This window comes from Thermocatellispora tengchongensis (assembly GCF_014202315.1).
Lineage (GTDB): Bacteria > Actinomycetota > Actinomycetes > Streptosporangiales > Streptosporangiaceae > Thermocatellispora > Thermocatellispora tengchongensis.
Map to the genome: position 1 here is coordinate 94,652 of NZ_JACHGN010000028.1, position 25,991 is coordinate 120,642.

21 protein-coding genes are annotated in these 25,991 nt (G+C 72.8%); 11 read left to right on the forward strand and 10 right to left on the reverse strand.

Annotated elements, in window-relative coordinates; all coding sequences use genetic code 11:
* Positions 1–101: 101 nt before the first annotated feature.
* From HNP84_RS44180 to HNP84_RS44195, 4 genes are all read left to right on the forward strand, one after another.
* The gene (locus HNP84_RS44180) at positions 102–1,295 is read left to right on the forward strand and encodes a COG1470 family protein (protein WP_185056085.1); all 1,194 of its coding nucleotides are present in this window, start codon (positions 102–104) and stop codon (positions 1,293–1,295) included.
* A 12-nt stretch (positions 1,296–1,307) separates the two neighbouring features.
* Positions 1,308–2,240, forward strand: coding sequence for an ABC transporter ATP-binding protein (locus HNP84_RS44185; RefSeq protein ID WP_185056086.1), 933 nt, complete (start codon positions 1,308–1,310; stop codon positions 2,238–2,240).
* Complete coding sequence (locus HNP84_RS44190; protein ID WP_185056087.1) at positions 2,224–3,180, forward strand: ABC transporter permease; 957 nt, start codon at positions 2,224–2,226, stop codon at positions 3,178–3,180. Before HNP84_RS44185 ends, HNP84_RS44190 begins: the two co-directional genes overlap by 17 nt.
* A gap of 91 nt (positions 3,181–3,271) precedes the next feature.
* Positions 3,272–6,505, forward strand: coding sequence for a penicillin acylase family protein (locus HNP84_RS44195; protein WP_185056088.1), 3,234 nt, complete (start codon positions 3,272–3,274; stop codon positions 6,503–6,505).
* 19 nt (positions 6,506–6,524) lie between these two features.
* On the opposite strand, the gene HNP84_RS44200 is transcribed toward HNP84_RS44195, so the two are convergent.
* Complete coding sequence (locus HNP84_RS44200) at positions 6,525–8,495, reverse strand: glycosyltransferase family 39 protein (RefSeq protein ID WP_312927062.1); 1,971 nt, start codon at positions 8,493–8,495, stop codon at positions 6,525–6,527.
* Between the two features lie 166 nt (positions 8,496–8,661).
* Here HNP84_RS44200 and pgi point away from each other — a divergent pair, with 166 nt between their 5' ends.
* The 3 genes from pgi to HNP84_RS44215 all read left to right on the forward strand — a co-directional run bounded on the left by pgi (position 8,662) and on the right by HNP84_RS44215 (position 11,725).
* Positions 8,662–10,314, forward strand: coding sequence for a glucose-6-phosphate isomerase (gene pgi / locus HNP84_RS44205; protein WP_185056090.1), 1,653 nt, complete (start codon positions 8,662–8,664; stop codon positions 10,312–10,314).
* Positions 10,315–10,431: 117 nt separating this feature from the next.
* Positions 10,432–11,484, forward strand: a complete 1,053-nt coding sequence (locus HNP84_RS44210) for a class I SAM-dependent methyltransferase (RefSeq protein ID WP_185056091.1) — start codon at positions 10,432–10,434, stop codon at positions 11,482–11,484.
* Between the two features lie 37 nt (positions 11,485–11,521).
* Positions 11,522–11,725: a hypothetical protein gene (locus HNP84_RS44215; protein WP_185056092.1), complete on the forward strand. Its 204-nt coding sequence runs from the start codon at positions 11,522–11,524 to the stop codon at positions 11,723–11,725.
* 19 nt (positions 11,726–11,744) lie between these two features.
* Here the strand turns inward: HNP84_RS44215 and HNP84_RS44220 are convergent, their stop codons facing one another.
* From HNP84_RS44220 to HNP84_RS44230, 3 genes are read right to left on the reverse strand one after another with little or no spacing between them, the layout of a single operon-like run.
* Positions 11,745–12,341 carry a helix-turn-helix domain-containing protein gene (locus HNP84_RS44220; RefSeq protein ID WP_185056093.1) on the reverse strand — a complete coding sequence of 199 codons (597 nt, stop codon included), beginning with the start codon at positions 12,339–12,341 and terminating at the stop codon, positions 11,745–11,747.
* A gap of 54 nt (positions 12,342–12,395) precedes the next feature.
* Positions 12,396–13,412 (reverse strand): amidohydrolase family protein, encoded by a 1,017-nt coding sequence (locus HNP84_RS44225; protein WP_185056094.1) that lies wholly within the window; start codon positions 13,410–13,412, stop codon positions 12,396–12,398.
* An 18-nt stretch (positions 13,413–13,430) separates the two neighbouring features.
* The gene (locus HNP84_RS44230; RefSeq protein WP_185056095.1) at positions 13,431–14,546 is read right to left on the reverse strand and encodes a zinc-dependent alcohol dehydrogenase; all 1,116 of its coding nucleotides are present in this window, start codon (positions 14,544–14,546) and stop codon (positions 13,431–13,433) included.
* Positions 14,547–14,881: 335 nt separating this feature from the next.
* Between HNP84_RS44230 and HNP84_RS56540 the strand changes: the two genes are divergently transcribed.
* Positions 14,882–16,171 carry a phenylacetate--CoA ligase family protein gene (locus HNP84_RS56540; RefSeq protein WP_185056096.1) on the forward strand — a complete coding sequence of 430 codons (1,290 nt, stop codon included), beginning with the start codon at positions 14,882–14,884 and terminating at the stop codon, positions 16,169–16,171.
* Positions 16,172–16,193: 22 nt separating this feature from the next.
* On the forward strand, positions 16,194–17,033 hold the full coding sequence (locus HNP84_RS44240) for an SDR family NAD(P)-dependent oxidoreductase (protein WP_221337529.1): 840 nt from the start codon (positions 16,194–16,196) through the stop codon (positions 17,031–17,033).
* Here HNP84_RS44240 and HNP84_RS44245 read toward each other — a convergent pair.
* Positions 17,008–17,859, reverse strand: a complete 852-nt coding sequence (locus tag HNP84_RS44245) for an IclR family transcriptional regulator (protein ID WP_185056097.1) — start codon at positions 17,857–17,859, stop codon at positions 17,008–17,010. The genes HNP84_RS44240 and HNP84_RS44245 overlap by 26 nt on opposite strands.
* Before the next feature lie 273 nt (positions 17,860–18,132).
* On the opposite strand from HNP84_RS44245, the gene HNP84_RS44250 reads away from it, so the two are divergent.
* Both HNP84_RS44250 and HNP84_RS44255 read left to right on the forward strand, forming a co-directional pair.
* Positions 18,133–18,672 (forward strand): UGSC family (seleno)protein, encoded by a 540-nt coding sequence (locus HNP84_RS44250; protein ID WP_185056098.1) that lies wholly within the window; start codon positions 18,133–18,135, stop codon positions 18,670–18,672.
* Positions 18,669–19,748, forward strand: a complete 1,080-nt coding sequence (locus HNP84_RS44255) for a hypothetical protein (RefSeq protein ID WP_185056099.1) — start codon at positions 18,669–18,671, stop codon at positions 19,746–19,748. The genes HNP84_RS44250 and HNP84_RS44255 overlap by 4 nt, the downstream gene beginning before the upstream one ends.
* A 75-nt stretch (positions 19,749–19,823) precedes the next feature.
* Here the strand turns inward: HNP84_RS44255 and HNP84_RS44260 are convergent, their stop codons facing one another.
* From HNP84_RS44260 to HNP84_RS44280, 5 genes are read right to left on the reverse strand one after another with little or no spacing between them, the layout of a single operon-like run.
* On the reverse strand, positions 19,824–21,422 hold the full coding sequence (locus HNP84_RS44260) for an ABC transporter substrate-binding protein (protein ID WP_185056100.1): 1,599 nt from the start codon (positions 21,420–21,422) through the stop codon (positions 19,824–19,826).
* 19 nt (positions 21,423–21,441) lie between these two features.
* Positions 21,442–22,509: an ABC transporter permease gene (locus HNP84_RS44265; RefSeq protein ID WP_185056101.1), complete on the reverse strand. Its 1,068-nt coding sequence runs from the start codon at positions 22,507–22,509 to the stop codon at positions 21,442–21,444.
* Positions 22,506–23,465, reverse strand: a complete 960-nt coding sequence (locus tag HNP84_RS44270) for an ABC transporter permease (protein WP_185056102.1) — start codon at positions 23,463–23,465, stop codon at positions 22,506–22,508. The genes HNP84_RS44265 and HNP84_RS44270 overlap by 4 nt, the downstream gene beginning before the upstream one ends.
* A complete protein-coding gene (locus tag HNP84_RS44275) occupies positions 23,462–24,538 on the reverse strand; it encodes an ABC transporter ATP-binding protein (RefSeq protein WP_185056103.1) in 1,077 nt (358 codons plus the stop codon). The genes HNP84_RS44270 and HNP84_RS44275 overlap by 4 nt, the downstream gene beginning before the upstream one ends.
* The gene (locus HNP84_RS44280) at positions 24,528–25,550 is read right to left on the reverse strand and encodes an ABC transporter ATP-binding protein (protein WP_312927069.1); all 1,023 of its coding nucleotides are present in this window, start codon (positions 25,548–25,550) and stop codon (positions 24,528–24,530) included. The genes HNP84_RS44275 and HNP84_RS44280 overlap by 11 nt, the downstream gene beginning before the upstream one ends.
* Between the last annotated feature and the right edge of the window lie 441 nt (positions 25,551–25,991).

Sequence of the window (25,991 nt, forward strand, 5' to 3'; positions counted from 1 at the left end):
GCGGATTCGGCGCCCTTGCCAGGAGCTACTCCTTCAGCTATACATTCTCTCCAACTTCACTTGGAGGATCGGACCGGTCACTCAAGGGAGGTTTGGGTCCGATGCCACGCTTCGCCCTTGCGCATCCCTTACGCCCCCGACGTGCGACCTCCGCCCCGGCCTTCCGCAGGACCGCCGCGCTCCTGGCCGCCCTGGCGCTCCTGCTCGGCTGGCAGACGGTCGCCGCACCCGCCGCCCACGCGGCCATCTCCCTGTCCACCCCGTATCCCGCGGTGGTCGTCGAACCCGGTGACAACGTCAGCCTGGATCTGACCATCGACTCCTCGCCGCCCCAGCGCGTCGATCTCGACGTGGACGCGCCGAAGGGGTGGCGTACGACGCTGCGCGGCGGCGGCTTCGTCGTCTCCAGCGTGCGGGCCGACGACACCGAGGTCACCCTCGACGTGACCGTGCCCGCCGACGCCGACGGCACCCGCAGGGTGACCGTGATCGCCACCGGCGAGGACGGCGAGCGCTCCCGCCTGCCCGTCTCGCTGTCCGTACGCGGCGGCAAGGGCGGCTCGGTCGGCCTGGAGGCCGAGTTCGCCCAGCTCACCGGCACCGCCACCGACACCTTCAGCTACTCGGTCACGCTGCGCAACGACACGTCCAGGGAGACCGAGTTCGCGCTGTCGGCCACCGGCCCGTCCGGCTGGGAGGTCTCGGCGCATCCGTCCGGCCAGGACCGCGCCCGCACCGTCAAGGTGGACGCCGGCGGCACCGCCACCATCGACGTCACCGCCGATCCGCCCGACACCGTGACCGCCGGCACGTACCCGATCCGGCTCGCCGCGGGCGGGGGCGAGCGTGAGGCCGCCGCCGAGCTGGCCGCGCAGATCACCGGCAGCGCCGAGATGACGCTCAGCACCCCGGACGAGCGGCTGAACGCCTCCGGCTCCACCGGCGAGCGCACCCGCATCCCGCTGGTGCTGTCCAACAAGGGCACCGCGCCGCTGACCGGGGTGAGCCTGACGTCCTCGCCGCCCAGCGGGTGGCAGGTGACCTTCGAGCCGGCGACGGTGAACCTGGCGCCGCGGCAGACCGCCCGGGTCACCGCCGTGGTCACGCCCTCCGACGACGCCGTGACCGGCGACTACATGGTCACGCTCACCGCGCAGAAGGACGGCCAGCAGTCCTCGGCCGACATCCGCTACACGGTGGAGACCTCCCGGTGGTGGGGCCTGGCCGGGGTGCTGGTCATCGTCGCGGTCGCGGCCGGCCTGTGGTACGTCTTCCGGGTCTACGGCCGGCGCTGAGGTGATGCGGAGATGGACGGCCCTGTCATCTCCATACAGGGGCTGACCAAGCGGTACGGCGAGGTCACCGCGGTGCGCGACCTGGACCTGGAGGTGCGGCGCGGCGAGGTCTACGGGCTGCTCGGGCCCAACGGCGCCGGGAAGACGACCACCATCCTCACCCTGCTCGGCCTGTGCGAGCCGACGGCGGGCAGCGTGCGGGTGCTGGGGCTGGACCCGGCGCGGGAGGCCGTCGCGGTCAAGCGGCAGGTGGGGTACGTGCCCGACTCGGTCGGGTTCTACCCCACCCTCACCGGCCGCGAGAACCTGCGCTACACCGCCCGCCTGAACGGCATCCGCTCCGCCGAGGACCGCATCGCCGACGCGCTGGAGCAGGTCGGCCTGGCCGACGCGGCCGACACCCGGGCGGGGGCGTATTCGCGGGGCATGGTGCAACGGCTCGGCATCGCCGACGCGCTGGTCAAGCGGCCCTCGGTGATGATCCTGGACGAGCCGACCATCGCCATCGACCCCGAGGGCGTGCAGCGCGTGCTGGCCCTGATCCGCACCCTGCGCGCCGAGCACGGGATGACGATCCTGCTCTCCTCGCACCTGCTCCACCAGGTGCAGGAGGTGTGCGACCGGGTCGGCATCTTCGTGCGGGGCCGGTTGGTGGCCGACGGGTCGGTGGAGGAGCTGTCCCGGCGCCTGTCCGGCGGGCGCACGGTCGTGGAGGTCGGCGTGGCCGACGACGCGGGCACCGCCGCCCAGCGCGTCGCCAAGCTCGACGGCGTACAGGAGGTGGAGCGCGAGGGCGATCTGCTGCTGGCCGTGTGCGAGCAGGACATGCGCGGCCGGATCGCCGACGCGCTGACCACCGCGGGTCACACGCTGCTGCACCTGCGGCAGCGCAGCAGCCATCTGGACGAGATCTACCACCGGTACTTCCATGAACGCACTGACTGAGGCCCCGGCGCGCCCGCCCGCCGGATGGCGCGCGGTCGCGCGCAAGGAGATCGCCGACCACCTGCGCTCGGCGCGGCTGCTGGTGGTCGCGGCGCTGCTCGCCCTCACCGGCATCGCCGCGGTGTACGCCGCCGGTGGCCGCATCCGCGACGTCGCCGCGCAGGCGAGCGACGACCCCTCGCTGTTCCTGAAGCTGTTCACGGTCGCGATCGAGAACACCCCGTTCGCGTTCGTGAACTTCGTCGCGCTGATCGGCCCGCTGCTCGGCATCGCGTTCGGCTTCGACGCGATCAGCTCCGAGCGGGCCCAGCGCACGCTGCCCCGCCTGCTGGCCCAGCCGATCCACCGTGACGACGTGGTCAACGGCAAGTTCGTGGCCGGGCTCGCCGTCATCGGCATGCTGCTCACCGCGCTGATGGCGATCGTCGCCGCGGTCGGCATGGTGCGCCTGGGGGTGGTGCCCCGCGCGGAGGACATCGGACGGCTGCTGGTCTATCTGCTGGTGTCGATCGTCTACATCGGCGTGTGGCTGGCCTTCGCGCTGATGTTGTCGATCCTGCTCCAGCGCGCCGCCACCGCGGCGCTGACCGCCATCGGCGCGTGGCTGGTGCTCTCGCTCCTGGCCGGGCTGCTGGTGCAGATCGCCGCGGGCCTGCTCGCCGAGCCGGGCTCGGTGGCCGAGGCCGAACTGCAGCAGGCGCTCGGCCGCGCGTCCCCGGCCCTGGTGTATGAGGAGGTCACCGCCGCCCTGCTCACCCCGGAGCTGCGCACGCTGGGCGTGATCCTGCCCGAGCAGACCTTCCGCGCGGTGCCGACGCAGCTCCCGCTCGGCGAGAGCATGCTCCTGGTCTGGCCGCAGATGGCCGGCCTCGTCGCGCTGACCGTGGTGCTGTTCGCCGTCGCGTACGTCTCCTTCCTGCGCCAGGAGGTCCGGGTGTAGACGGTGTGGCCGCCGGGCGAGGAGCGGAGAACCGATCATTGCTCTGCCGGGGGTGGGGGCGTATGGTCCTCGCAAGAGTTGAGCACACCTCATGTTCAGTGGGGGTCCCCCTGTGCGCACCCGTCTTCGCCGTACCCTCGTCACCCTGGCCGCGTTCGCGCTCCTCGCGCCCGGCCTCACCGTCACCGCCGCCCCCGCCTCCGCGGCCCCCCTCGCGGCGCCCGCCTACCCACCCGACGACCACTGCCTCGGCCAGTGCGCCGACGTGCTGCCGCCCGGCCAGAACGGCAACGCGACGCTGGTCGAGATCCTGGCCAACCAGGCGTTCGGCGCCATGCCCGCCCACTCCGGCGACCAGCTCGGCAAGTACGCCTCCCTCGTGTCGGGCTACACCGGCCTGACCGAGGACCAGATCAACGCCTTCTTCAACGACGCCTCCTTCGGCGTGCCGGCCGGGCAGGTGGAGAGCACCGTCTCGCCCCGCTCGGACGTCACCATCGTCCGCGACCGGGCCACCGGCGTCCCGCACATCACCGGCACGACCCGGGCGGGCACGATGTTCGGCGCCGGGTACGCCGGCGCCCAGGACCGGCTGTGGGTGATGGACCTGATGCGGCACGTCGGCCGGGGCGAGCTGACCTCGTTCGCCGGCGGCGCGCAGGGCAACCGCGAGCTCGAACAGAGCGTGTGGCGCAACTCGCCGTACACCGAGGCCGACCTGGAGGCCCAGGTGGACCGGCTGCGCGAGCAGGGCGAGCGCGGCAGGCTCCTCTACGACGACGTCCGCGCGTACGTGGACGGCATCAACGCCTACATCGACCGGTGCATGGCCCGGCGCGACTGCCCCGGCGAGTACGTGCTGACCGGCCATCTCGACGCGATCACCAACCAGGGCGGGCCGAAGCACTTCACCATGACCGACCTGATCGCCATCGCGGGCGTCATCGGCGGCCTGTTCGGCGGCGGTGGCGGCGCCGAGATGCGCTCCGCGCTCGTCCGCGTCGCCGCCCGCGCCAAGTACGGCGCGACGCTGGGCGACCAGGTGTGGGCGGCCTTCCGGGCCCAGAACGACCCCGAGACCGTGCTCACCCTGCACGACGGGCAGAGCTTCCCCTTCGGGAACGCGTCCGGCGCCACCGGCGTGGTGCTGCCCGACGCGGGCACCGCCGCCCCCGTGGACATCACCGAGAACGAGACCGGCTCGGCCACCTCCGCCACCACGGCCGCCGCGGGCGCGCTGGACGGCGTGGTCGTGGACAGCGCGCAGCCCGGCATGTCCAACGCGGTGGTGATCTCGGCGGCGGAGTCGGCCACCGGCCACCCCATCGCCGTCTTCGGCCCGCAGACCGGCTACTTCGCCCCGCAACTGCTGATGCTCCAGGAGCTGTCGGGCCCCGGCATCCGGTCGCGCGGCGTGGCGTTCGCCGGCCTCAACCTGTACGTGCTGCTCGGCCGGGGCACCGACTACGCCTGGAGCGCCACCTCCAGCCTCCAGGACATCACCGACACCTACGCCGTGGAGCTGTGCGCCCCCGGCGGCGGCACGCCCACCCTGGACTCCGGCCACTACCTCTACCGCGGCGTGTGCACTCCGATGGAGACGCTGCGCAAGACCAACTCCTGGAAGCCGACCACGGCCGACTCCACCCCGGCCGGCTCCTACGACCTGGTGATGAAGCGCACGAAGTACGGCCTGGTCACCTGGCGCGGCATGGTGAACGGCAAGCCCACCGCGTTCACCGCGCTGCGCTCGACCTACCGGCACGAGGCCGACTCGGCGATCGGGTTCCAGATGTTCAACGACCCGGCGGAGATGGGCGGCGCGGCGGCGTTCACGAACTCCGCCTCCAAGATCTCCTTCGCCTTCAACTGGTTCTACGTCAACGCCGACGAGGCCGCGTACTTCATGTCGGGCGCCAACCCGGTGCGCTCGGCGGTGTCCGACCCGAGCCTGCCCATGGTCGCCGACGCGGCGCACGAGTGGGCCGGGTTCGACCCGGACGCCAACACCGCGACGTACGCGCCCGCGTCCTCGCATCCGCAGAGCGTGAACCAGGACTACTACGTGAGCTGGAACAACAAGCAGGCCAAGGACTACGGCGCCGCCGACGGCAACTTCAGCTTCGGCGCCGTGCACCGCGGCGACCTGCTCGACGACCCGGTGCGGGCGGCCCTGGCCGGGCCGGGCAAGCTGGACCGGGCCGGCACCCTGAAGATCGTCGCCGAGGCCGGGGTCGTGGACCTGCGCGGCAAGGAGGTCCTGCCCGAACTGCTGCGCGTGATCGGCAGCGCGCCGGTCACCGACACCGCGCTCGCCTCGGCCGTCTCCAAGCTGTCCGCCTGGGCCTCGGCAGGCGCCAAACGGGTCGAGACCGCGCCGGGCAGCAGGACGTACGCGCACGCCGACGCGATCCGCATCCTGGACGCCTGGTGGCCCCTGCTGGTCCGGGCGCAGTTCCGCCCCGGGCTGGGCGAGGGGCTGTACCAGAGCCTGGTGGACGCGCTGCAGATCAACGAGTCGCCGTCCGGGCGGCAGCAGGGCGACGTGTCGTCCCTGCCCACCTCGGCCAACGAGGCCCAGCCGCACAAGGGCTCGGCCTTCCAGTACGGCTGGTGGGGCTATGTGGACAAGGACCTGCGGGCGGTGCTCGGCGATCCGGTCGCGGGCCCGCTGCCCCGCAGGTTCTGCGGCGACGGCACCGTGGCCGGCTGCCGTACGGTGCTGCTGGAGAGCCTGTCGGCCGCGCTCGCCGAGCCCGCCGCCACCACCTACCCCGCCGACGACGTGTGCGCGGCGGGCGACCAGTGGTGCTCCGACGCGATCCGCCACGCGCCGCTGGGCGGGATCAGGCAGGCGCTGATCGGCTGGCAGAACCGGCCGACGTACCAGCAGGTCGTCTCGTTCCCGGCGCGGCGCGGCGACGACCTGGCCAACCTGGCCGGCCGGGCCGCCGGCGCCACGGCCACCGCGTCGAGCACGCAGAACTTCCTCTACCCGGCGGCCAGGGCCATCGACGGCGACCCGGGCACCCGGTGGTCCAGCGCGTCCGGCGACGACCAGTACCTCCAGGTGGACCTGGGGTCGGTCAAGAGCGTGGCGCGGGCGATCCTGCGCTGGGAGGCGGCGTACGGGTCGGCGTACGCGATCCGGGCCTCGGCCGACGGCTCGTCGTGGACCACCGTGTACTCGACCACCACCGGCAACGGGGGCGTGGACAACGTCTCCTTCGCCCCCGTCCAGGCCAGGTACGTGCGCATGCAGGGCGTGAAACGGGCCACCTCGTACGGCTACTCGCTGTACGAGTTCGAGTTGTACGCGCATTGAGACCGGGGAGCCCCGCCGCTCACGCCGTGGCGGCGGGGCTCTCGCCGGTGCTCAGGTCGTAGACCGTGACGCCGCCGACCGTCCGCGCCGCGAAGTTCTGCCGGACCCACTCGGCGATCCGGGCCGCCTCGTCGCTGCCGCCCTCCACGGCCCCGCCCCGGCCCATCCCCATGCCGCCGCCGAGGAAGTAGTGGATCTCGCCGGCGGCAACGTACCGCTGGAAGCGCTCCAGCGTCGGCGCGGGGTCGGTGCCGTTGAAACCGCCCACCGCCATCACCGGCTCGCCCGAGGCGAGCTGGTAGCCCGCGGCGTTGTTGGAGCCCACCGTGGCCGCCGCCCAGGTGTGGCCCGCGGCCCCCCGCTGGAGCAGGGCGGTCAGCTCGGCGCTCGGCGTGGTCGCGTTCAGCAGCCCGCCCCCACCCCCCATACCGCCGAACCCGCCACCGCGGCCCATGCCCTGCGGCGGCCCGGCCGGGCGGCCGTCCCGGGGGCCGCCGAAGCCGTCCCGTGGGCCGACGGCGCGCATGCCGCCGAACCCGCCGCCCATCGCGGGACCGGCCGAGGGGATCGCGCCCGTGTGCGGAGAGGCCGCCGTGTCCAGCGCGTACGCCGCCGGCCCCGCCAGCGACACCACGACCGCGAGCGCGCCGGCCAGGGCAAGGAACCGCGCGGGCAGCACCCGGGCCGCCAGGATCGCCCCCGCGAGCACCAGCGCGGCGGCCAGTGCCACCGGGCCCAGCCACGCGTTCCAGCCGGGAGTCCGGCCCAGCAGGACCCAGGCCCACCAGCCGGTGACGGCCGCGGCCACGGCCAGTGTGACGGCCGCTGCCGGCTCGCGCCTGCGCCGCCACAGCACCGCCGCCCCCATGCCGACCAGCGCGGCGACGGCCGGGGCCAGCGCCACCGTGTAGTACGCGTGGAAGATGCCCCGCATCAGGCTGAAGATCAGCCCGGTGACCAGCAGCCACGTGCCCCACACCCCGAACGCCGCGCGGGCGGGGTCGGTGCGCGGCGCCCTCCTCGTCGCCCAGAGGCCGGCCGCGAGCAGGATCAGCGCCGCGGGCAGCAGCCAGGAGACCTGCCCGCCCAGCTCGGTGTCGAACAGCCGCAGCCAGCCCGCCTGCTGGTCGGTGTTGCCCAGCCCGCCGTAGTTCGCGCCGTTCAGCCGCCCGATCCCGTTGTAGCCCAGCGCCAGTTCGAGCACGCTGTTGGTCTGCGACCCCCCGATGTACGGCCGCGAGCCGGCGGGCACCAGCGCCACGATCAGCAGCCACCACCCGGCCGACGCCGCCAGCGCCGCCCCCGCGAGCATGAGCTGCCACAGCCGCCGCCGCAGCGTCACCGGAGCGGTGAGCAGGTAGACCAGCGCGAACCCGGGCAGCACCAGGAACGCCTGGAGCATCTTGGCCAGGAACGCCCAGCCGAGCGCGGCCCCCGCCAGCACCAGCCAGCGGGTCGCGCCGCGCTCCTGCGCCCGCACCACGCAGTACGCCGCCACCGTGAGCAGCAGCACCAGCAGCGCGTCCGGGTTGTTGAACCGGAACATCAGCACCGCCACCGGGGTCAGCGCCATCGCCGCCCCCGCCACCAGGGCCGCCCAGGCCGGGAAGCGGCGGCGTACGGTCGCGTACACCACCGCGACGGTGGCCACGCCCATCAGCGCCTGCGGCACCAGGATGCTCCACGAGCTCAGCCCGAAGATCCGCGCGCTGAGCGCCATCGGCCACAGCGCGGCCGGCGTCTTGTCCACGGTGATCGCGCCCGCGGCGTCCGAGGCGCCGAAGAAGAACGCCGTCCAGCTCTCCGTGGCCGCCTGCACCGCGGCCGAGTAGTACGGGTTGGCCCAGCCCGAGGCGCCCAGCCCCCAGACGTAGAGCAGCCCGGTGGCCGCGAGCAGTCCCGGCAGCGCGGGCCGCGCCCATCGCGGGCCGCCCCGGCGCGCCCCCTGTGGCTCCGACCTCGCCGGAGCGTCGTTCGGCACAGCCGTCACGGCGGCCCTCCCCTCTCGCTCGACTTCCGGCTCCGACGCTAGGAGCGGGTTTTTCGCCCGCGCTGAGAGCAAGATGAAGATCTGATGAGGAGCCGGGGACGGCATGGGATGTCGATGCCGCATCGCCGCGCCCGCCGTCCTAAGCTCGGCAGCGAGGAGGCGGAGGATGAGCATGCCTGAGACCACCCGTCTGCACGGGCTTCCCGAATGGGCGGCGCTGGCCAAGCACCGCGAGGAGTTCGGCGACACGCACCTGCGCCGGCTGTTCGCCGACGACCCGGGCCGGGCCGAGCGATACTCGGTGACCTGCGGTGACCTGTACCTGGACTACTCCAAGCACCTGGTGACCGACGAGACGCTGGCGCTGCTGCGCGCCCTCGCCAGGGCCCGCGACGTGGCCGGGCTGCGGGACTCCATGTTCCGCGGCGAGAAGATCAATGTCACCGAGCGGCGGGCGGTGCTGCACGTCGCGCTGCGCGCCTCGTACGACGCGGTGATCGAGGTGGACGGCGAGAACGTCGTGCCCAAGGTGCACGCGGTGCTGGACAAGATGGCGCGGTTCGCCGACGCCGTACGCTCCGGCGCGTGGACCGGCGCGACCGGCCGCAGGATCAGGAACGTCGTCAACATCGGCATCGGCGGCTCCGACCTGGGGCCCGCGATGGCGTACGAGGCGCTGCGGCCCTACACCGCGCGCGAGCTGACCTTCCGGTTCGTGTCCAACGTTGACGGCGCCGACCTGCACGAGGCCGTGCGCGACCTCGATCCGGCCGAGACCCTGTTCATCGTGGCGTCCAAGACGTTCACCACCATCGAGACCGTCACCAACGCCACCTCGGCCCGCTCCTGGCTGCTGGCCGGCCTCGGCGCCGGCGAGACGGCCGTCGCCAAGCACTTCGTCGCGCTGTCCACCAACGCCGCCGAGGTCGCCAAGTTCGGCATCGACACCGAGAACATGTTCGAGTTCTGGGACTGGGTCGGCGGGCGCTACTCCTACGACTCCGCGATCGGCCTGTCGTTGATGATCGCGATCGGCCCGGAGCGGTTCCGCGAGATGCTGGCCGGGTTCCGGCTCGTGGACGACCACTTCCGCACCGCCCCGCCCGAGGCCAACGCGCCGCTGCTGCTCGGCCTGCTCGGCATCTGGTACGACAACTTCTTCGACGCCCAGTCGCACGCGGTGCTGCCGTACTCGCACTACCTGTCGAAGTTCACGGCGTACCTGCAGCAGCTCGACATGGAGTCCAACGGCAAGTCGGTGGACCGGCAGGGCGAGCCCGTCGAGTGGCAGACCGGCCCGATCGTGTGGGGCACGCCCGGCACCAACGGCCAGCACGCCTACTACCAGCTCCTGCACCAGGGCACCAAGCTCGTCCCGGCCGACCTGATCGGCTTCGCCCGCCCCAACGCCGAGCTGGCGCCCGAGCCTGCCGCCCAGCACGACCTGCTGATGGCCAACCTGTTCGCCCAGGGCCAGGCGCTGGCCTTCGGCAAGACGGCCGAGGAGGTCCGGGCCGAGGGCGTGCCCGCCGAGCAGGTGCCCCACCGCACCTTCCACGGCAACCGGCCCACCACCACCATCCTGGCCCCCGAGCTGAACCCGTCGGTCCTGGGCCAGCTCGTCGCGCTGTACGAGCACAAGGTGTTCGTGCAGGGCGCGATCTGGGACATCGACAGCTTCGACCAGTGGGGCGTGGAGCTGGGCAAGGTCCTGGCCAAGCGGGTCGAGCCCGCCCTGACCGAGGGCGCCGAGGTCCCCGGCCTCGACTCGTCCACCACCGCGCTGGTGGCCCGCTACCGCTCCCTGCGCGGCAGGTGACCCCGTGTCACGCGCGGGCGCCGGAAGCGGCGCCCGCGGGGTGACATCCCGCCGACAGGCGGATGAAAGGCCGTCCTTCGACGCTGGCTGAGTCCGACGACGAAGGAGGCAGTTGACATGAACGTGGAGCGGGTGCGGGAGTTCGCCGGGGAGCTGGGCCGCAAGCGGGCGGCGACGGGCGCGGTCCTGCTCAGCTACCTGGGCGACCGGCTCGGGATCTGGCGGGCCATGGCCGGGGCGGGCCCGCTCGGCAGCGCGGAGCTGGCCGAGCGCACCGGGCTGGCGGAGCGGTACCTGCGCGAGTGGCTGGCGGCGCAGACCGTCGCCGGGCACGTCAGATACCACCCCGATACCGGGCGGTTCGAGCTGCCCGACGAGCACGCCGCCGTCCTGGCCGACGAGACCTCGCCGGCCTTCCAGGGCGGCGCGCTGGAGTGCGCGGCGGCGTTCTGGTTCTCGGCCGACCGCGTGGCCGGCGCCTTCCGCACCGGCGCGGGGGTCGGCTGGCACGAGCACGACCCGCGCCTGCACACCGGTGTCGCCCGGTTCTTCGAGCCGCTGTACCGGATGTCGGTGGTGGACCAGTGGCTGCCCGCCCTGGACGGCGTGGCCGACCGGCTGCGCGCCGGGGCGCACGTGCTGGACGTGGGCTGCGGGCACGGCACCTCCACCATCCTGATGGCCACGGCGTTCCCGGGCTCGCACTTCCTGGGCGTGGACTACCACGAGGAGTCGGTGCTGGCCGCCCGCGCCGCCGCGGTCAAGGCGGGGGTGGAGGACCGGGTGGAGTTCCTGGTCGCCGGCTCCGAGTCCTACCCGGCGGGCTCGTGGGACCTGATCTGCTTCTTCGACGCCCTGCACGACCTGGGCGCCCCGGTGGAGGCGGCGGTGCGGGCCAGGTCGTCCCTGACGCCCGGCGGCACCCTGATGGTGGTCGAGCCGTTCTCGCGCGACCGGCTGGAGGACAGCGTCGGCGACCCGGTCGCGCTCGGGTACTACACCGCCTCCACCATGGCGTGCGTGCCGAACTCGGTCGCGCAGCACGGCGCCGCCCTGGGGGCGCAGGCCGGGCCGGAACGGCTGCACGCGGTGCTCCGCGAGGCCGGGTTCGGCAGGGTCAGGACCGCGCTGGAGACCCCGTACAACCTGGTGCTGGAGGCGCGGGCCTGAGGCGTACGGCTGCCCACGGGCCTGGACCGGCGCCGCCGTGCTCGCCGCGCACGACGCCTCCACGACCGCGGGCCCGGTCTACGGCGAGGACGTGGCGCGGCTGGACCGGGCCCGCGAGCGCCTACGCGCCACCCTGGGCGAGGACCGCTACACCGCCGCCGTCCACCACGGCACGGCCCTCGGCGACCACGGCGCCCTCGCCCTGGCCCGCTCCCTGTCCCCCGGCGGCCGGGACTGCTGACGACGGGCGCGACCGGGGCTCAGCTCGCGGCCTTCTTCGGCCTGGCCCGTACGTGGATGCGCTCGCCCTGCGGCCCGAACAGGACGAGGAACTCCACCGGCTGGTCGCCCGCGTTGCCGAAGCCGTGCGGCACCCGGGTGTCGAACTCGGCCGCCTCGCCCGGCACGAGCACCAGGTCGTGCTCGCCCAGGGCCAGGCGCAGCTTCCCCGACAGCACGTACAGCCACTCGTAGCCCTCGTGGGTGGCCTGCCGCGGCCTGCGGCCCTGCCCGTCGCCCACCGGGAGGATGTGCTTGTACGCCAGCAGCCCGCCCAGATGCCGGGTCAGCGGCACGTACGTCCGGCCGTCGCGGGTGATCGGCCGCGGCGTGATCCGCGGATCGCCGGTGTCGGGCGCGCCGACCAGCTCGTCCAGCGGCACCGCGTACGCCTTGGCCAGGGGGAGCAGCAGCTCCAGCGTCGGCTTGCGCTGCCCCGACTCCAGCCGCGAGAGCGTGCTGACCGAGATCCCGGTCTTCTCGCTCAACGCCGCCAGCGTGGTGCCCCGCGCCCGCCGCAACTCCCGCAGCCGCGGCCCCACCGCGGTCAGCACGTGTTCCAACTCGTCGTCGGCCATGCCTCCATTTGCCGTCACGGCAAGCCGTTTTGTCAAACCGGGAAGCAGCGGGCGTCAGGGTCCGAGCGCGGCGGGAGGGTCGATGCCGAGGTAGCGGTAGGCGTTGTGCCAGGTGATGTCGGCCAGGACGGGGGCGGGGAGGCCGAGGGAGCGCAGGGTGCGGTCGGCCGGGTGCTCGCGCTCCATGGCGGGGAAGTCGGAGCCGACCAGGAGGCGGTCGTGGCCGAGCAGGTCGATGAGGAAGCGCAGGGCGCGCCGGTCGAAGACCATCGAGTCGTAGTAGAAGCGGCGGGCGTACTCCAGCGGCGACGGGCCGTCGTGCCAGGCGAGGGCGCGGTCGGGGATCGGGGGCTCCTCGTTCCAGGTGCCGGACCAGAAGTACTGGGCGCGGGGGACGATGAGCGGGAAGCCGCCGGCCGCGTGGCTGAAGGAGACGCGCAGGCCGGGGCACTTGGCGGCGGTGCCGCCGGTGATCAGGGAGGCGGCGGCGATGGTGCCCTCCAGGCCGACGACGTAGGTGCCCGTGGCCGCGCGGGGCAGGCGGCCGGTCGGGGCGGGGAGGGCGTGCACGAAGATCGGCATGTTCAGGCGTTCGGCCTCGGCGAAGAACGGCAGGAAACGCTCCTCGCCGATGGAGGCGCCCAGGATGTTGGAGGCGATCTCCACGCCGATCAGTCCCATCTCGCGCATCGCCTTCAGTTCGGCGGTCGCGGCGTCCGGGTCCTGCATCGGCACCAGGCCGAAGCCGATGAGCCGGTCGGGCGCGGTGGCGCACAGCGTCGCGGTGAAGTCGTTGACGTGCCGGGCCAGCGACAGCCCGTCGGCGGGCGGCAAGTCGTAGCGCAGCAGTGGCGGCATGGGCGTGAGCACCTCGGCGGTGACGCCGGAGGCGTCCATGGCCTCGACGCGGCGCTCGGCGTCGAAGAAGACCTCCCGGGCGCGGAAGCGCGTGTTGCCGAACAACAGCAGGCGGGCGGTGTCGCCGTCGATCGGCTCCATGCGCGGGAAGCACGCGGGGGAGCCGGCCGGGTAGTCGCGGGGCAGCAGGTGGGCGTGGGCGTCGACCAGCATGTCGGACCTCGGGAGACCTCAGGCGTGGGGGTGGACGGAGATGTGCACGGCGGCCTCGCCCGGCACCTCGCCGCCGAGGGTTTCGATGGCGAGGGCGGTGTCGTCCAGCCCGAAGGAATGGGTGTGCATCTTCTCCAGGGGGTAGCGGCGCGACTCGATGATGCCGATCGCCTCGGCGTACGCGCGGGCGTCCACGCCGAACGCGCCCACCACCGTCAGCGCCCGGTTGATGATCAGGTCGGTGCGCAGTGGTATCTCGCGGTGACCCTTGAGCCCGGCCAGCACCACCCGGCCGCCGTGCCGGGCGGCGAGCAGGGCGTCGGTGACCGGCGCGGCGGCCGTCGGGGTCAGCTCCAGCACGACATCGGCCAGCTCGCCGGAGGTGATCTCGCGGACCCGCTCGACCGTGTCGGCGGCGTGCTCGCCGTCCACGACGATGGTGTGGCCGGCGCCGAACTCGCGGGCCAGGGCGAGCTTGTGCGCGTCCGCCTCCAGGCCGGTGACGATGATCGTCCCCGCGCCGGCCGCCCGTGCCGCGATGACCGCGGCCAGGCCGCGCTGCCCGGCGCCCAGGATCAGCACGGTGTCGCCGAGCCGTACGCCGCCCAGGTGGCAGGCCCAGCGCACGCCCGCGCCCAGCGGGTTGAACATCGCGGCGACCTCGGCCGGCAGGGTGGGGTCGATGGGGTGCAGGATCGAGCCCGGGGACAGGTACATGTACTCCGCGAAGCCGCCCCACACCGCCGGCTCCGTGTCGGTCGGCGTCACCCCGTGGCCGTACTTCCGGTTGGGGCAGGACTGGTAGCGGCCGGTCAGGCACCTGTGGCAGGAGCGGCACGGGACGACGACCTCCACGGCCACCCGGTCGCCCGGCTTGACGCCCCACCGGGCCGCGGCCCGCTCGCCGACCTCCTCGATGACGCCCATGGGCTCGTGGCCGGGCACGAACGGTCTGGGGTTCTCCCGCGCCATCGAGCCCAGACGCCCCTTGTAGATCTCGACGTCGCTGCCGCAGACGCCGTTGGCCTCGACGCGCAGCAGGCCGTCGTCCGGGCCTGTCTTCGGCCGGGGGAACTCGCGCACCTCGATCGTGCGGGGGGCGACCTGCACGGCCGCACGTACCGTGTCTGCCATGGAAGGCGGGCCTCTCTCCTGGTGACCGGCCGCTGAATTCCGCGCCGATCCGCCTCTCGCTTCGCTGTCAGAATGTCGGCGGGGCCGGGCGAAAGCGACGCGGATTTCACGTCGCGGAAACCCGGATCGCGACCCCGCCTGCCCGCGCGTAATTGGTTTCCGTGACGCGAAAGACGTCTCGATCGCCGGGCCGCCCGCTGGGCATAGTGAGATCACCGCTGGTAGCCGCCGTTTGCGCGCGGGCGTACGAGGCCCGTGTCGCGTGCACGGCCGCCGGGATGTGCCATTCCGGCGGCGTTCGCGGCGTCATCATCCATCGCCCGGAAGGACGATACGTGATCACACCCGGATTCGTCGCGGCTGAGGACCGGGACGCCGTCACCGCGATGCTCCGCGCACAGCTCGCCGGGCTGCCCGCGCGCTCTCCGTTCTACGCCGGCCTGTTCGCCGTGCACGGGGTGGATCCGGCGGCGCTGGTGTCCCTGGACGACATGCGCAAGCTGCCCTTCACCGACAAGCAGATGCTGCGCGACTCCCAGGCGGCCGCGCCGCCGCTCGGCCTGCACGCGGGGGTGGACATGGCCGAGGTGATCCGCGTGCACGCCTCGACCGGCACCACCGGCAAACCGAGCTGGGTGGGCGTCACCCGGCGCGACGCCGAGGCGTGGACCGAGATGGTGGCCAGGGCCTTCATGACCATGGGCGCGCGGCGCGAGGACGTGGTGCTGCACGGCGCCGGGCTGACGCTGTTCGTGGGCGGGCTGCCGATCCGGGACGCGCTGGAGCGCATCGGCTGCACCATGATCCCGATCGGCACCGGGGCGTCGGAGAAGGCGGTGCAGGCGCTGGACTCGCTGGGCGTCACCGCGCTGCACGCCACGCCCTCGTACGTGCGCTACCTGGCCGAGTACCTGCGCAGGCTGGGCCGCGATCCCAGGGAGTTCGGCATCAGCAAGATCTTCGTCGGGGGCGAGCCCGGCGGGGGAGAGCCCGCGTTCCGCCGGCACATCGAGCAGGAGTGGGGCGCGCGGGTCACCGAGGGGCTGGGCAACGCCGACATGGCGCCGGTGCTGTTCGCCGAGCCGCCGGGCGCGGGCGGCATGCGCTTCACGGGCGGCCGGCACGTGCTGGTGGAGCTGATCGACCCGGACGGCGGCGAGCCGGTCGATCCCGAGCCGGGCGTGTCCGGCGAGCTGGTGTACACCTCGGTGGACCGCGAGTGCTGCCCCCTAATCCGGTTCCGCACCCGGGACCGGGTGCTGGTCACCGGGCTGGCCGAGGACGGCGCGCCGCTCATCCGGTGCGTGGGCCGCACCGACGACATGCTGATCGTGCTGGGGGTGAACGTGTTCCCCACCGCGGTGCGCGATCTGGTGCAGACCCTGCATCCGCGCACCAACGGCGTGGTGCAGATCGTCCTGCCGAGCCCCGGCCCGCGGGTGGAGCCGCCGCTGCGGGTGGAGGTCGAGTACGGCGAGGAGCCCGGCGACCGGGAGCGGCTGCGGCACGAGATCGAGGATCTGATCCGAAGCCGGCTGACGGTCCGGGCCGCGGTCACCCTGGTCCCGCCCGGCTCGATCGAGCGTACGGAGATGAAGTCCCGGCTGACCCGGGTCTCCGGCTGACACCCCACGATAGGAGCAGGCAATGCCCGACGACCCGATGATCGATCCCTTCGCCGACGCGGGCCCGCTGTGGATGGCCGGGCGCACCGTGCTCGTCACCGGGGGCGGACAGAGCACCGCGTACCCCGGTGTCGGCTATGCCATCTGCAAGGTGGTGGCCTCGCACGGCGGCCGGGTCGCCGTGCTCGACCGCGACGCGGAGGCCGCCGAGCGTACCGTCAAGCTGATCGAGCGGGACGGCGGCGAGGCGATCTCCGTGATCGCCGACGTGACCTCCGACCGGGCCTGCGCCGACGCCGTCGCCGAGACGGTGGACCGCCTGGGCGCACTGGACGGGCTGGTCAACAACGTCGCGGCCGGCGACCGGAGCGGGCTGTTCGACACGACCCCGGAACACTACGACCGGCTGATGACCGTCAACCTCAAGTCGGCGTGGTCGATCACCCGGCACGCCGCCCCGGTGCTGCCGCGCGGCGGCTCGATCGTGAACATCTCCTCGGTCGGGGTGCGCAGGCGCGGGCCGGGCCTGATCTACTGCGTGGCCAAGGCCGGGCTGGAGAACCTGACCGAGGGCGCGGCGACCACGCTCGGCCCGCAGGGCATCCGGGTGAACTGCATCGAGGTCGGCGCGATCTGGGGTGCGTTCGCCGCGCGGGGCTCCATGCCGGAGTCGATGCGGGAGCAGCGCCGCGAGGGCACCTCGCTGAAGACCGAGGGCACCTCATGGGACATCGCCCACACGGCGCTGTTCCTGCTCAGCGACCGCGCCCGCTGGGTGTCGGGGCAGATCCTCGCCGTGGACGGCGGCCCGCCGCACCGGTTCCCGGTGCAGCCGGTCACCTCGGTCCCGATGGGCGAGTAGCCAGGCCGGCCCGCGCCCGCCACCGCAGCGGCGGGCGCGCCGTCCCGCCCTCGGCCGACGGGGCGCCGAGGGCGCGGGAGATGCTGCGGGAGGCCGCGGCCAGCGCCGGCACCAGGGAGTGCGGGGAGGTCGATCCGCTCGGCACGGTGATGCCGACCGCGGCCACGACCCGGTTGTGCGGGCCGCGGATCGGCACCGCGACGGCCATCGCGCCGAGGGTGAGCTGGCCCTCCACGATGGCGACCCCCGACTTGCGCACCCCGGCCAGGAAGTGCCGCAGCGCGTCGGGGTCGGTGAGCGTGTTGGCGGTGTACCGGCGCAGCTTGGACGCCAGCACCTCCTCCTGGAACTCCTGGGCGGAGTGGGCCAGCAGCACCAGGCCGGTGCCGGTCGCGTGCATGGGCCAGCGCCCGCCGAGCCTGCTCGGCACCGGGACGGTGTCGCGGGCGCGCAGCGACTCGACGTAGATGACGTCGTGGCCTTCGGGGACCCCGAGGTGGATGTTGCCCCGTGTGGCGTGCTGCAGATCGTGCAGGAACGGCAGCGCGATCTCGCGGAGCTGGCCGCCCTGGGGGGCCAGGGTGCCGAGTTCGAGGATGCGCAGGCCGATGCTGTACTTGCCGTCGCTGTGCCGGGACAGCGCGCCCCAGCAGCGCAGCTCGTTGATGAGCCGGTGGGTGGTGCTGAGCGTGAGGCCGGACCTGCGGCTGATCTCGCTCAGGGACAGCGCCATGTTCTCGGTGTCGAAGACGCCGAGGATCGCGAGCAGACGCTGGGCCGATGTCGGGCGATCGGGTTGCGGAGACTTGGGCGCCAGGACAGTCATCGACTCACCTGCCTGCACGTATTTCTCGACCTGAGTTACGCATGCGTTAACCAGGCTACACAAACGGACAGTCTCCCGGTAGCGGCAGAATTCGCGGGAAAAAATGATTCCGCTATGCGGAATTCGCCTTTCTCCGCCGAGGCCGGCGAGGTAGAGGGGCCATTTCGGAGAAGTTCTTCCGTGTCATGAAAGCGGTGATTCCGCCGCGGGCGCCGCGGATTTACATTGCGTGAGCGGCACGATCACGAGTGATGAGAGAAGGTGCGTGCAGGGATGTTCGACCGCATCCTCGACCCGACCGGGCTGTCGGCGCGGCCGACCGGCGCGGCGGTCGCCGCGAGACGGGTGCCCAGCCTGAAGGGCGCTCGCGTCGGCCTGCTGAACAACACCAAGCAGAACGCCGCCCAGTTGCTCGCCGAGATCGGCAAGCGGCTCACGGAGCGGTACGGCGCGGTGGTGACGATCCAGCGCACCAAGGGGCATGTCGCGCTCCCCGTGGAGGAGCCCCTGCTGAAGGAGATCGCCGCGGTCAGCGACGTGGTGGTCACCGGCGTCGGCGACTGCGGCTCGTGCAGCGCCTCGGCAGCGGCCGACGGCATCCTGTTCGAGCGTGCGGGCATCCCGGCCGCGGTGATCTGCAGCGACGCCTTCGAGGTGACGGCGCGGGCGATGGCCGAGGTACACGGCGACCCGGACTTCGAGATCCTGCTGACCCCGCACCCGGTGGCGGTGCTCGACCCGGCGCAGGTCGCCGCGCGCGCCGCCGAACTGGCCGCCGACGTGGCGGCCCGGGTGAGCGAGGCCGGGCGATGACCCTCGACGCCGCCGAGCCCGTGCGCGCCGATGACGCCCCCGACCCCCTCGACGCCGCGCACAGGTCCATCGAGTACATGTACGAGCGCGGCTGGACCGACGGCCTCCCTGTGGTGCCGGCGACGCGCGAGCTCGTGGACGCGTTCCTCGCCACCACCTCCCGGTCCCCGGAGGAGGTCATCGGCCGGCTGGACCACCTCAAGCGGCAGGTGACGGTCGAGGTGGCCGCGATCAACGCGGTGATGGCCGGCTGCCGCCCGGAGTACTTCCCGGTGGTGCTGGCCGCATGGGACGCGCTGATGGCCGAGCGGTCCACCGTGGGCGGCGGCTGGCAGAGCACCAGCGGCCCCGCGCCGCTGATCGTGGTCAACGGCCCGGTGCGGGCGCGCCTCGGCTTCAACAGCACCGGCGGGGTGTTCGGCCCCGGCTTCCGCGCCAACGCCACCGTGGCCCGGACCATCGGCCTGATCGTACGCAACCCGCTCGGCGTGGTGCCGCACGTGCTGGAGCAGGCCACCCAGGGCGTCCCCGGGCGGTGGGCGATGTGCGTCGCCGAGAACGAGGAGGAGAGCCCGTGGGAGCCCTTCTCCGTGGACGGCGGGGTCGCCGCCGGCGTGGACGCGGTGTCCACCACCCTGGTCAGGACCAGCGAGTTCGTGGACAACCGGCACACCGGCGACCCCGAGCTGCTGCTGGGCGACTTCGCCGACACCATCGCGCGCACCGGTAGCTGGATCTTCCGGCACGCCAGCGCGGGCGTGGTGTTCTGCCCCGAGCACGCGCAGATGCTGGCCGCGGCCGGCATGAGCAAGGCCGACGTACGCGGCTGGCTGCTGGAGCGGAGCGGGCGGTCCAAGGCCGAGCTGGCCCGCGCCGGCAAGAACGGCCTGTCGGGGAACGTCAGGCGCCAGGACGACGACGGCGAGCTGGAGGGCTTCGACCGGTTCTTCGCCGACGACTCGCCGCGGAACCTGCCGATCATCGTGGCCGGGGCCCGCAACGCCGGCATCTCCATGGTCGTCCGGGTGTTCTCCAGTTGGTCGGGCGCCGCCGTCCGCATCGAGCCGCCGCGCTAGCTAGCGGGCACCCCGAACAGCACACACAACGGCGGCCACCGGGTTCTCCCGGTGGCCGCCGTTCTCATGTCCCGCCTACGAATCGCTCAGCCACACGTCCGCGAGCCGCCTGCCCTGGTAGATCGGGCTCGGCCACAGATCCCGCACCCGGTCGCGGGAGATGGAGTAGTCGAACTTCTGGATCGGGTAGACGGCCTGGACGATCTGCGTCTCCATCCGCACCTGCATCTGCCGGTAGATCTCGTTGCGCTTGTCCTCGTCCAGCTCGGCGCGCGACCGTTCGAGGAGCCTGTTCAGCTCGGCGTCGTCGACCTGGGTGTAGTTCTCCAGCGACTGGGGCTCGAAGTCGCGCCACACCTGGTCGGGCAGGTGCACGCCGCGCAGCGCCTTGGCCATGGCGAAGTCGTGGTTGCGGCGCCGCTCGATGCCGGTGCCCGGATCGACCATCTCGATCTCCATCTTGACGCCGATCTTGGCCAGGTCGTCCTGTATCCACTGCGCCTCGCGGACGTCCTCGTCATCGACGCGCTGCACCATCAGCTTGGTCGTGAAACCGTTCGGCAGGCCCGCCTGCGCCAGCAGCGCCTTGGCGCCCTGCGGGTCGTACGGCCGCAGCCTCATGACCTCCTCCCGGGGCAGCGCGGCCGGGGTGATGTCCGGCCGCAGCATCGAGGTCAGGTTGTAGCGGCCCCGGATGTTCTCCCCCATGCCGGCCCAGTCGACGGCCCGCACCACGGCCTGCCGCACCCGCACGTCGTCGAACGGCTCCACCTTCGGGTTGATGTAGATGCTGACCGGGGCGCCCGGTGTTTCGCTGACCTGGAAGCCCTTGGATTCGAGCTGCTTGGCCACGTTCACGTCGCTGGTGGTCCCGACGTCCACGCGCCCGCTGCGCAGCGCCGCGGTGACGGCCGCGATGTCGGTCATGATCGGACGCCGGATCTCATCCAGGTAGGGCCGGCCCGGGATGAAGTAGTCGGGGTTCTTCTTCAGCACCCACTCGACGTCCGGGGTGTGCCGGTCCAGCATGAACGGGCCGGTCCCGATCGCCTTGGTCTTCAGGTCGAACTCGCCCTCGACGCCCTCGCGGGGCAGGATCATGTTGAAGTGGTAGGCGAGGTAGTCCAGCAGCGGGCTGTAGGGCCGCTTCAGCTTGAACACCACGGTGTGCTCGTCGGGCGCCTCGATGACGCGGACCGGCTCGATCATCCACTGGTGGACCATGGTGGCCTTCTTCAGCCCCTCGAAGGTGGCCACCACGTCGTCGGAGGTGAACGGGCGCCCGTTCACCGGAGGGATATCGTGCCAGCGCACGTCGTCGCGCAGCTTGAAGGTGTAGGTGAGCCCGTCCTTGGAGATCTCCCACGACTCGGCCAGGTCGGGCACGATCTCCAGCGACCTGGTGTCCGGGCCGGTCTTGACGTCCACCAGCTTGCTGTAGACGGTGCCCGACAGCAGCCCCATCAGCGTCGGATCGCTGCTGGTCAGCGGGTTGAGCCCGCGGGTGACCTCCGAGGGAAGCTGGAGCACCAGAGTGCCGCCCGCCTGGGGTCTGCCGGCCGGGGCCGCCTTGCCGTCGTCACCGCCGCCGCCGCTGCCGCAGGCCGACAGGGTCAACGCCGCGGCGAGGGCTGCGCCCAGCAGCGTACGGCGGCGCTTCCACGAGAGGTTCAATGCTCCCGCCTCCAATCGTTCATCGTGCGTGGGTACGGCCGGAGGCGCCGGCCCGTACGTCGGTGGGGTCGATGCGCTCGGTGGCGCGGGCCAGGCTCGGGGCCAGCCGGGACAGCGCCCGGCGCCCCCACCACGGGCCCGTGATCCGGCCCAGGGCCGGCCGCTGCACGCGCGGGTCGAGATGGTCGCGCAGGGCGTCGCCGAGCAGGTTGAAACTGAAGACCGCGAGCGAGAGCGCCACGGCGGGCACGATGATCATCCAGGGCGCGCGTTCGACGTAGCGCACCCCTTCCGAGAGCATCAGACCCCAGGACGGGGTGGGCGGCGGCGCGCCGATGCCGAGGAAGCTCAGCGCCGACTCCGCGATGATCACACCGGCGAAGATCAGGCTGCCCAGGGTGAACACCGAGGCCAGGATGTTGGGCAGCACGTGCAGCGCCAGGATGCGCGGCGCGTGCGCCCCGGTGGCGCGGGCCGCCTCGACGTAGGGCTCCTGGCGGACCCGCAGCGTCTCGGCCCGTGCGATCCGGTTGAACGACGGCGTGATCACCACCGCGAGGGCGATGATCGTGTTGCGTACCGACGGGCCCAGGATCACCGCGATGAACAGCAGCAGCACGATCCCGGGGACGGCCTGGACGGCGTCCATCACCCGCTGCACCACCAGGTCCGGCACCCGGCCGAAGTAGCCGGAGACCACGCCGATCGCGGTGCCGAGCACCAGGCTGACGGCCGTGGTCGCCAGGCCGATGATCAGCGACGTGCGGGCGCCGTGGATCGTCCGGCTCAGCACGTCGCGGCCCAGGTCGTCGGTCCCGAGCGGGAACGTTCCCGAGGGCGGCTCCAGGATGTCCCGGCGGAACTGCTCCAGCGGGTCGTGCGGGGCGATCCACGGCGCGGCCAGCGCCACCAGCACGAACACGCAGATCAGCAGCAACGCGGTGGCGCCCAGCGGCTGGGCGCGGGCGAACCCGCGCAACGCCTTCAGCGCGCGCCGCACACCGTCCCGGCGCGGCTCGGCCACCGGCCCGGCCTTGCGCACGGGCCGCACCGCCGCCTTCTCCGGCAGCGTCTGCTTCGGGGTCACGACAGCGCCCTCCCGGTACGAATCCGCGGATCGACCAGCGCGTACAGCAGGTCGAGGAGAATGATCGTGATGACGAACAGGCCGGCGTAGAAGATCGTGCAGGCCACCACCACCGGGTAGTCCCGGTCGAGCACCGCCTGGTAGATGAGCTGTCCGGTGCCGGGGAGCGCGAACATCTGCTCGATGATCACCGTCCCGCCGAGCACGGTGGCCAGCTCCAGCCCGAGCAGCGTGAGCACCGCGATCGTGGAGTTGCGCAGCGCGTGCTTGACCACCACGGTGCGCTCCCGCACTCCCTTGGCGCGCACCGTGCGGATGTAGTCCGACCCCAGCGACTCCAGCATCGACGAGCGCGTCAGCCGGGCCACCGCGGCCATCCCCCCGGTCCCCAGCGCGAGCACCGGGATCGCGATCTGCTGCGCCCATCCGGCGAAGTCCTCGCCCGGCCCGGCGTACACGATGGGCGGCGACCAGGCGAACCACAGCGCGAGCATCGTCAGCACCAGCAGGGCGACCACGAAGTTCGGCACCGACAGGAACGCCACCGCGAACAGCCGCATCGCGCCGTCCACCGCCGAGCCCCGGGTGACCGCGGCGACGACGCCGAGGGCGATCCCGAGCAGCGAGCCGACCAGCATCGCCAGCAGGCCGAGCTGCACGGTCACCGGGACGCGGGCCAGGAACATCTCGACCACGGGCTCCCCGCTGTAGAAGGAAACGCCCAGGTCTCCCCGCGCCGCGTTCCCGAGCCAGTCCCACAACTGCGCCCACACCGGGGCGTCCAGCCCGAACTCCGCGCGCAGCGCGTCGGCCTCCGCCCTGCTCACCCCGGTGTCCTGCAACTGCAGGCTCACCGCGTCGCCGGGCACCAGCCGCATGACCACGAACACGAACACCGTGACCAGGAGCATGACCACGGCGCCGTAGCCCAGCCTGCGCAGGGTGTAGCCGATCATCGCTGACCCCCCTCCTCTCCGGCGTCGAACGCTCCGGGGCCGGACGCTCTGGGGCCGGACTCTGCGCGGCCGGACTCGCCGGGGTCGTACAGGTGACAGGCCACGGTGCGGCCGGCCGAGATCCGGCGCATCGCGGGCGCCTCCTCGCGGCAGCGCGGCATCGCGCGCGGGCAGCGGGGGTGGAACCGGCATCCCGGCGGGGGATCGCTCGGGCTGGCCGGCTCGCCCCGGGGCACCGGGCGGTGCCGGTCGTCGCCGATCCGCTCGGGGGCGAACTCCGGTACGGCGGAGACCAGCATCTCCGTGTACGGGTGGCGCGGATCGGCGAACAGCGCGTCGCCGTCGCCCCGTTCCACGATCTCCCCGAGGTACATCACGCAGACCTCGTCGGCCATGTACCGCACGACGTTGAGATCGTGCGCGATGAACAGGTAGGACAGGCCCAGCTCGGCCTGGAGCCGCTTGAGCAGGTTCAGTACCTGGGCCTGCACCGACACGTCGAGCGCCGAGACGGCCTCGTCGCAGACGATCAGATCCGGGTCGGTCGCCAGCGCGCGGGCGATGCCGATGCGCTGCGCCTGCCCGCCGGAGAACTGGTGGGAGAATCGGTACAAATCGCCCGCGCCGAGCCCGACCCGCTCCAGCAGCTCCACCACCCGGTCCACCTGGGCCCTGCCCTTGGCGATCCGGTGCACGGCGAGCGGTTCCCCCACCGCGTCGATCACCCGCATCCGGGGGTTCAGCGAGCCGAGCGGGTCCTGGAAGACGATCTGCATCCGCCGCCGCAGCGCCCGCATCTCGCCCCGCGAGGCCCGCCGCAGATCGACGCCGTCGAAGGTCAGCTCGCCCGAGGTCGGTTCGAGCAGGCGCAGGGCCAGCCGGGCGACCGTGGACTTCCCGGACCCGGATTCGCCCACCAGCCCAACCGTACGGCCCCGCGGGATCTTCAGGGAGACGCCGTTGACCGCGTGCACCACGCTGCGCCGGGAGCGGAAGTGCTTGACCAGGTCGCGCGCCTCGAACAGCGGCGGCGCCGCCACCGGAGCCTCCACCGCCGTCGCGTCACCCCGCACGGCGCACCTCCCCGCCCACCGCCGCGGCCGAGCCCGCCCAGGGGGCGTCGTGCAGCCAGCACCGGCTCGCCCGCCGCGCGCCCAGGTCGTACAGCGGGGGTTCCTCCTCCGCGCACCGGTCCTGCGCCGACGGGCAGCGCGGGTGGAACCGGCAGCCGGGGGGCGCCGCCGCGGGCGTCGGCACGCTCCCGGGGATGGCCGCCATGGGCCGGTCCCGCGGGGTGGCGGGCGTCGGGATCGACGCGATCAACGCCTGGGTGTACGGATTGCGCGGCGCGCGCAGCACCTCGGCCACCGGGCCGTGCTCCACCACCCGCCCGGCGTACATCACCACGACGCGGTCGGCCATCTCGGCCACGACCGCCATGTCATGGGTGATGAGCAGCAACGCCGTGCCGTGGTCGCGGCGCATCCTGCGCAGCAGGTCCAGGATCTGCGCCTCGACGGTCACGTCCAGCGCCGTCGTGGGCTCGTCGGCGATGATCAGCGCCGGCTCGCAGGTCAGGGCGATGGCCACCATGACCCGCTGCTGCTGGCCGCCGGACAGCTCGTGCGGGTAGGCCCGCATGCGCCGCTCCGGGTCCGGCAGCCCGACCTCCCGCAACAGCTCCACGGCGCGCGTCCGCGCGGCCCGCCGCGGCATCGGCCGGTGCGCCCGCAGCGCCTCGGCCACCTGGTCGCCGATCGTGAACAGCGGGTCCAGGGAGCTCATCGGGTTCTGGAAGATCATGGCGATGTCGGCGCCGCGCAGCCGCCGCAGCCGCTCCGCATCGGCCCCGACCAGCTCCTCGCCCCGCAACAGCACCGAGCCCGCCGCGCTGCCGCCCGGGGCGAGCAGTCCCAGCACCGCGAGCGACATCACGCTCTTGCCGGAACCGGACTCACCGACGACCGCGACCGTCTCACCGGCCGAGACCGTGAACGACACACCGGCGACGGCGTCCACCGGTCCTGCCGGGCTCGGGAATCGGACGTACAGATCATTAACTTCGAGCAGCGGTGGTGACGGCACCGTCGTCGCTCCTTCGTCATCGGGAAATCGCAGGGGAAGGCGGCCCGCGTGGCCGAAACGCCGCCCATCGGCGGGGCGGGGCCCGCTCCTCGGCCCGGCGCCACCCGCTCCAGGGGCGCGAGGAACGGCTTCGCGTTCATCGGGGTGACCAACTCGTCGAGACAGTGCGTCTCCGCCGCGGCGGAGGTGACCGGGTGAGATCGACGATCGACTCGCTACGGGCATCCCCTCCGGTACGCGCGCCGGCCGGGCGGTGCGGGGGCATCGCCGCGCCCTGGCTGTGACTCTTGTCACGCCACTATGAGCTGCGGGAATTGGGCTCGCCACAGCCCTTTCGCCCTGCGAAAAGATTTCACGCCCGCACGCGCCGCCCGGTTACGGCCACACTCGCGACCACCGGGACACGAGGGATGAGCGGCGACACGCGACGCCGGGTGCCAG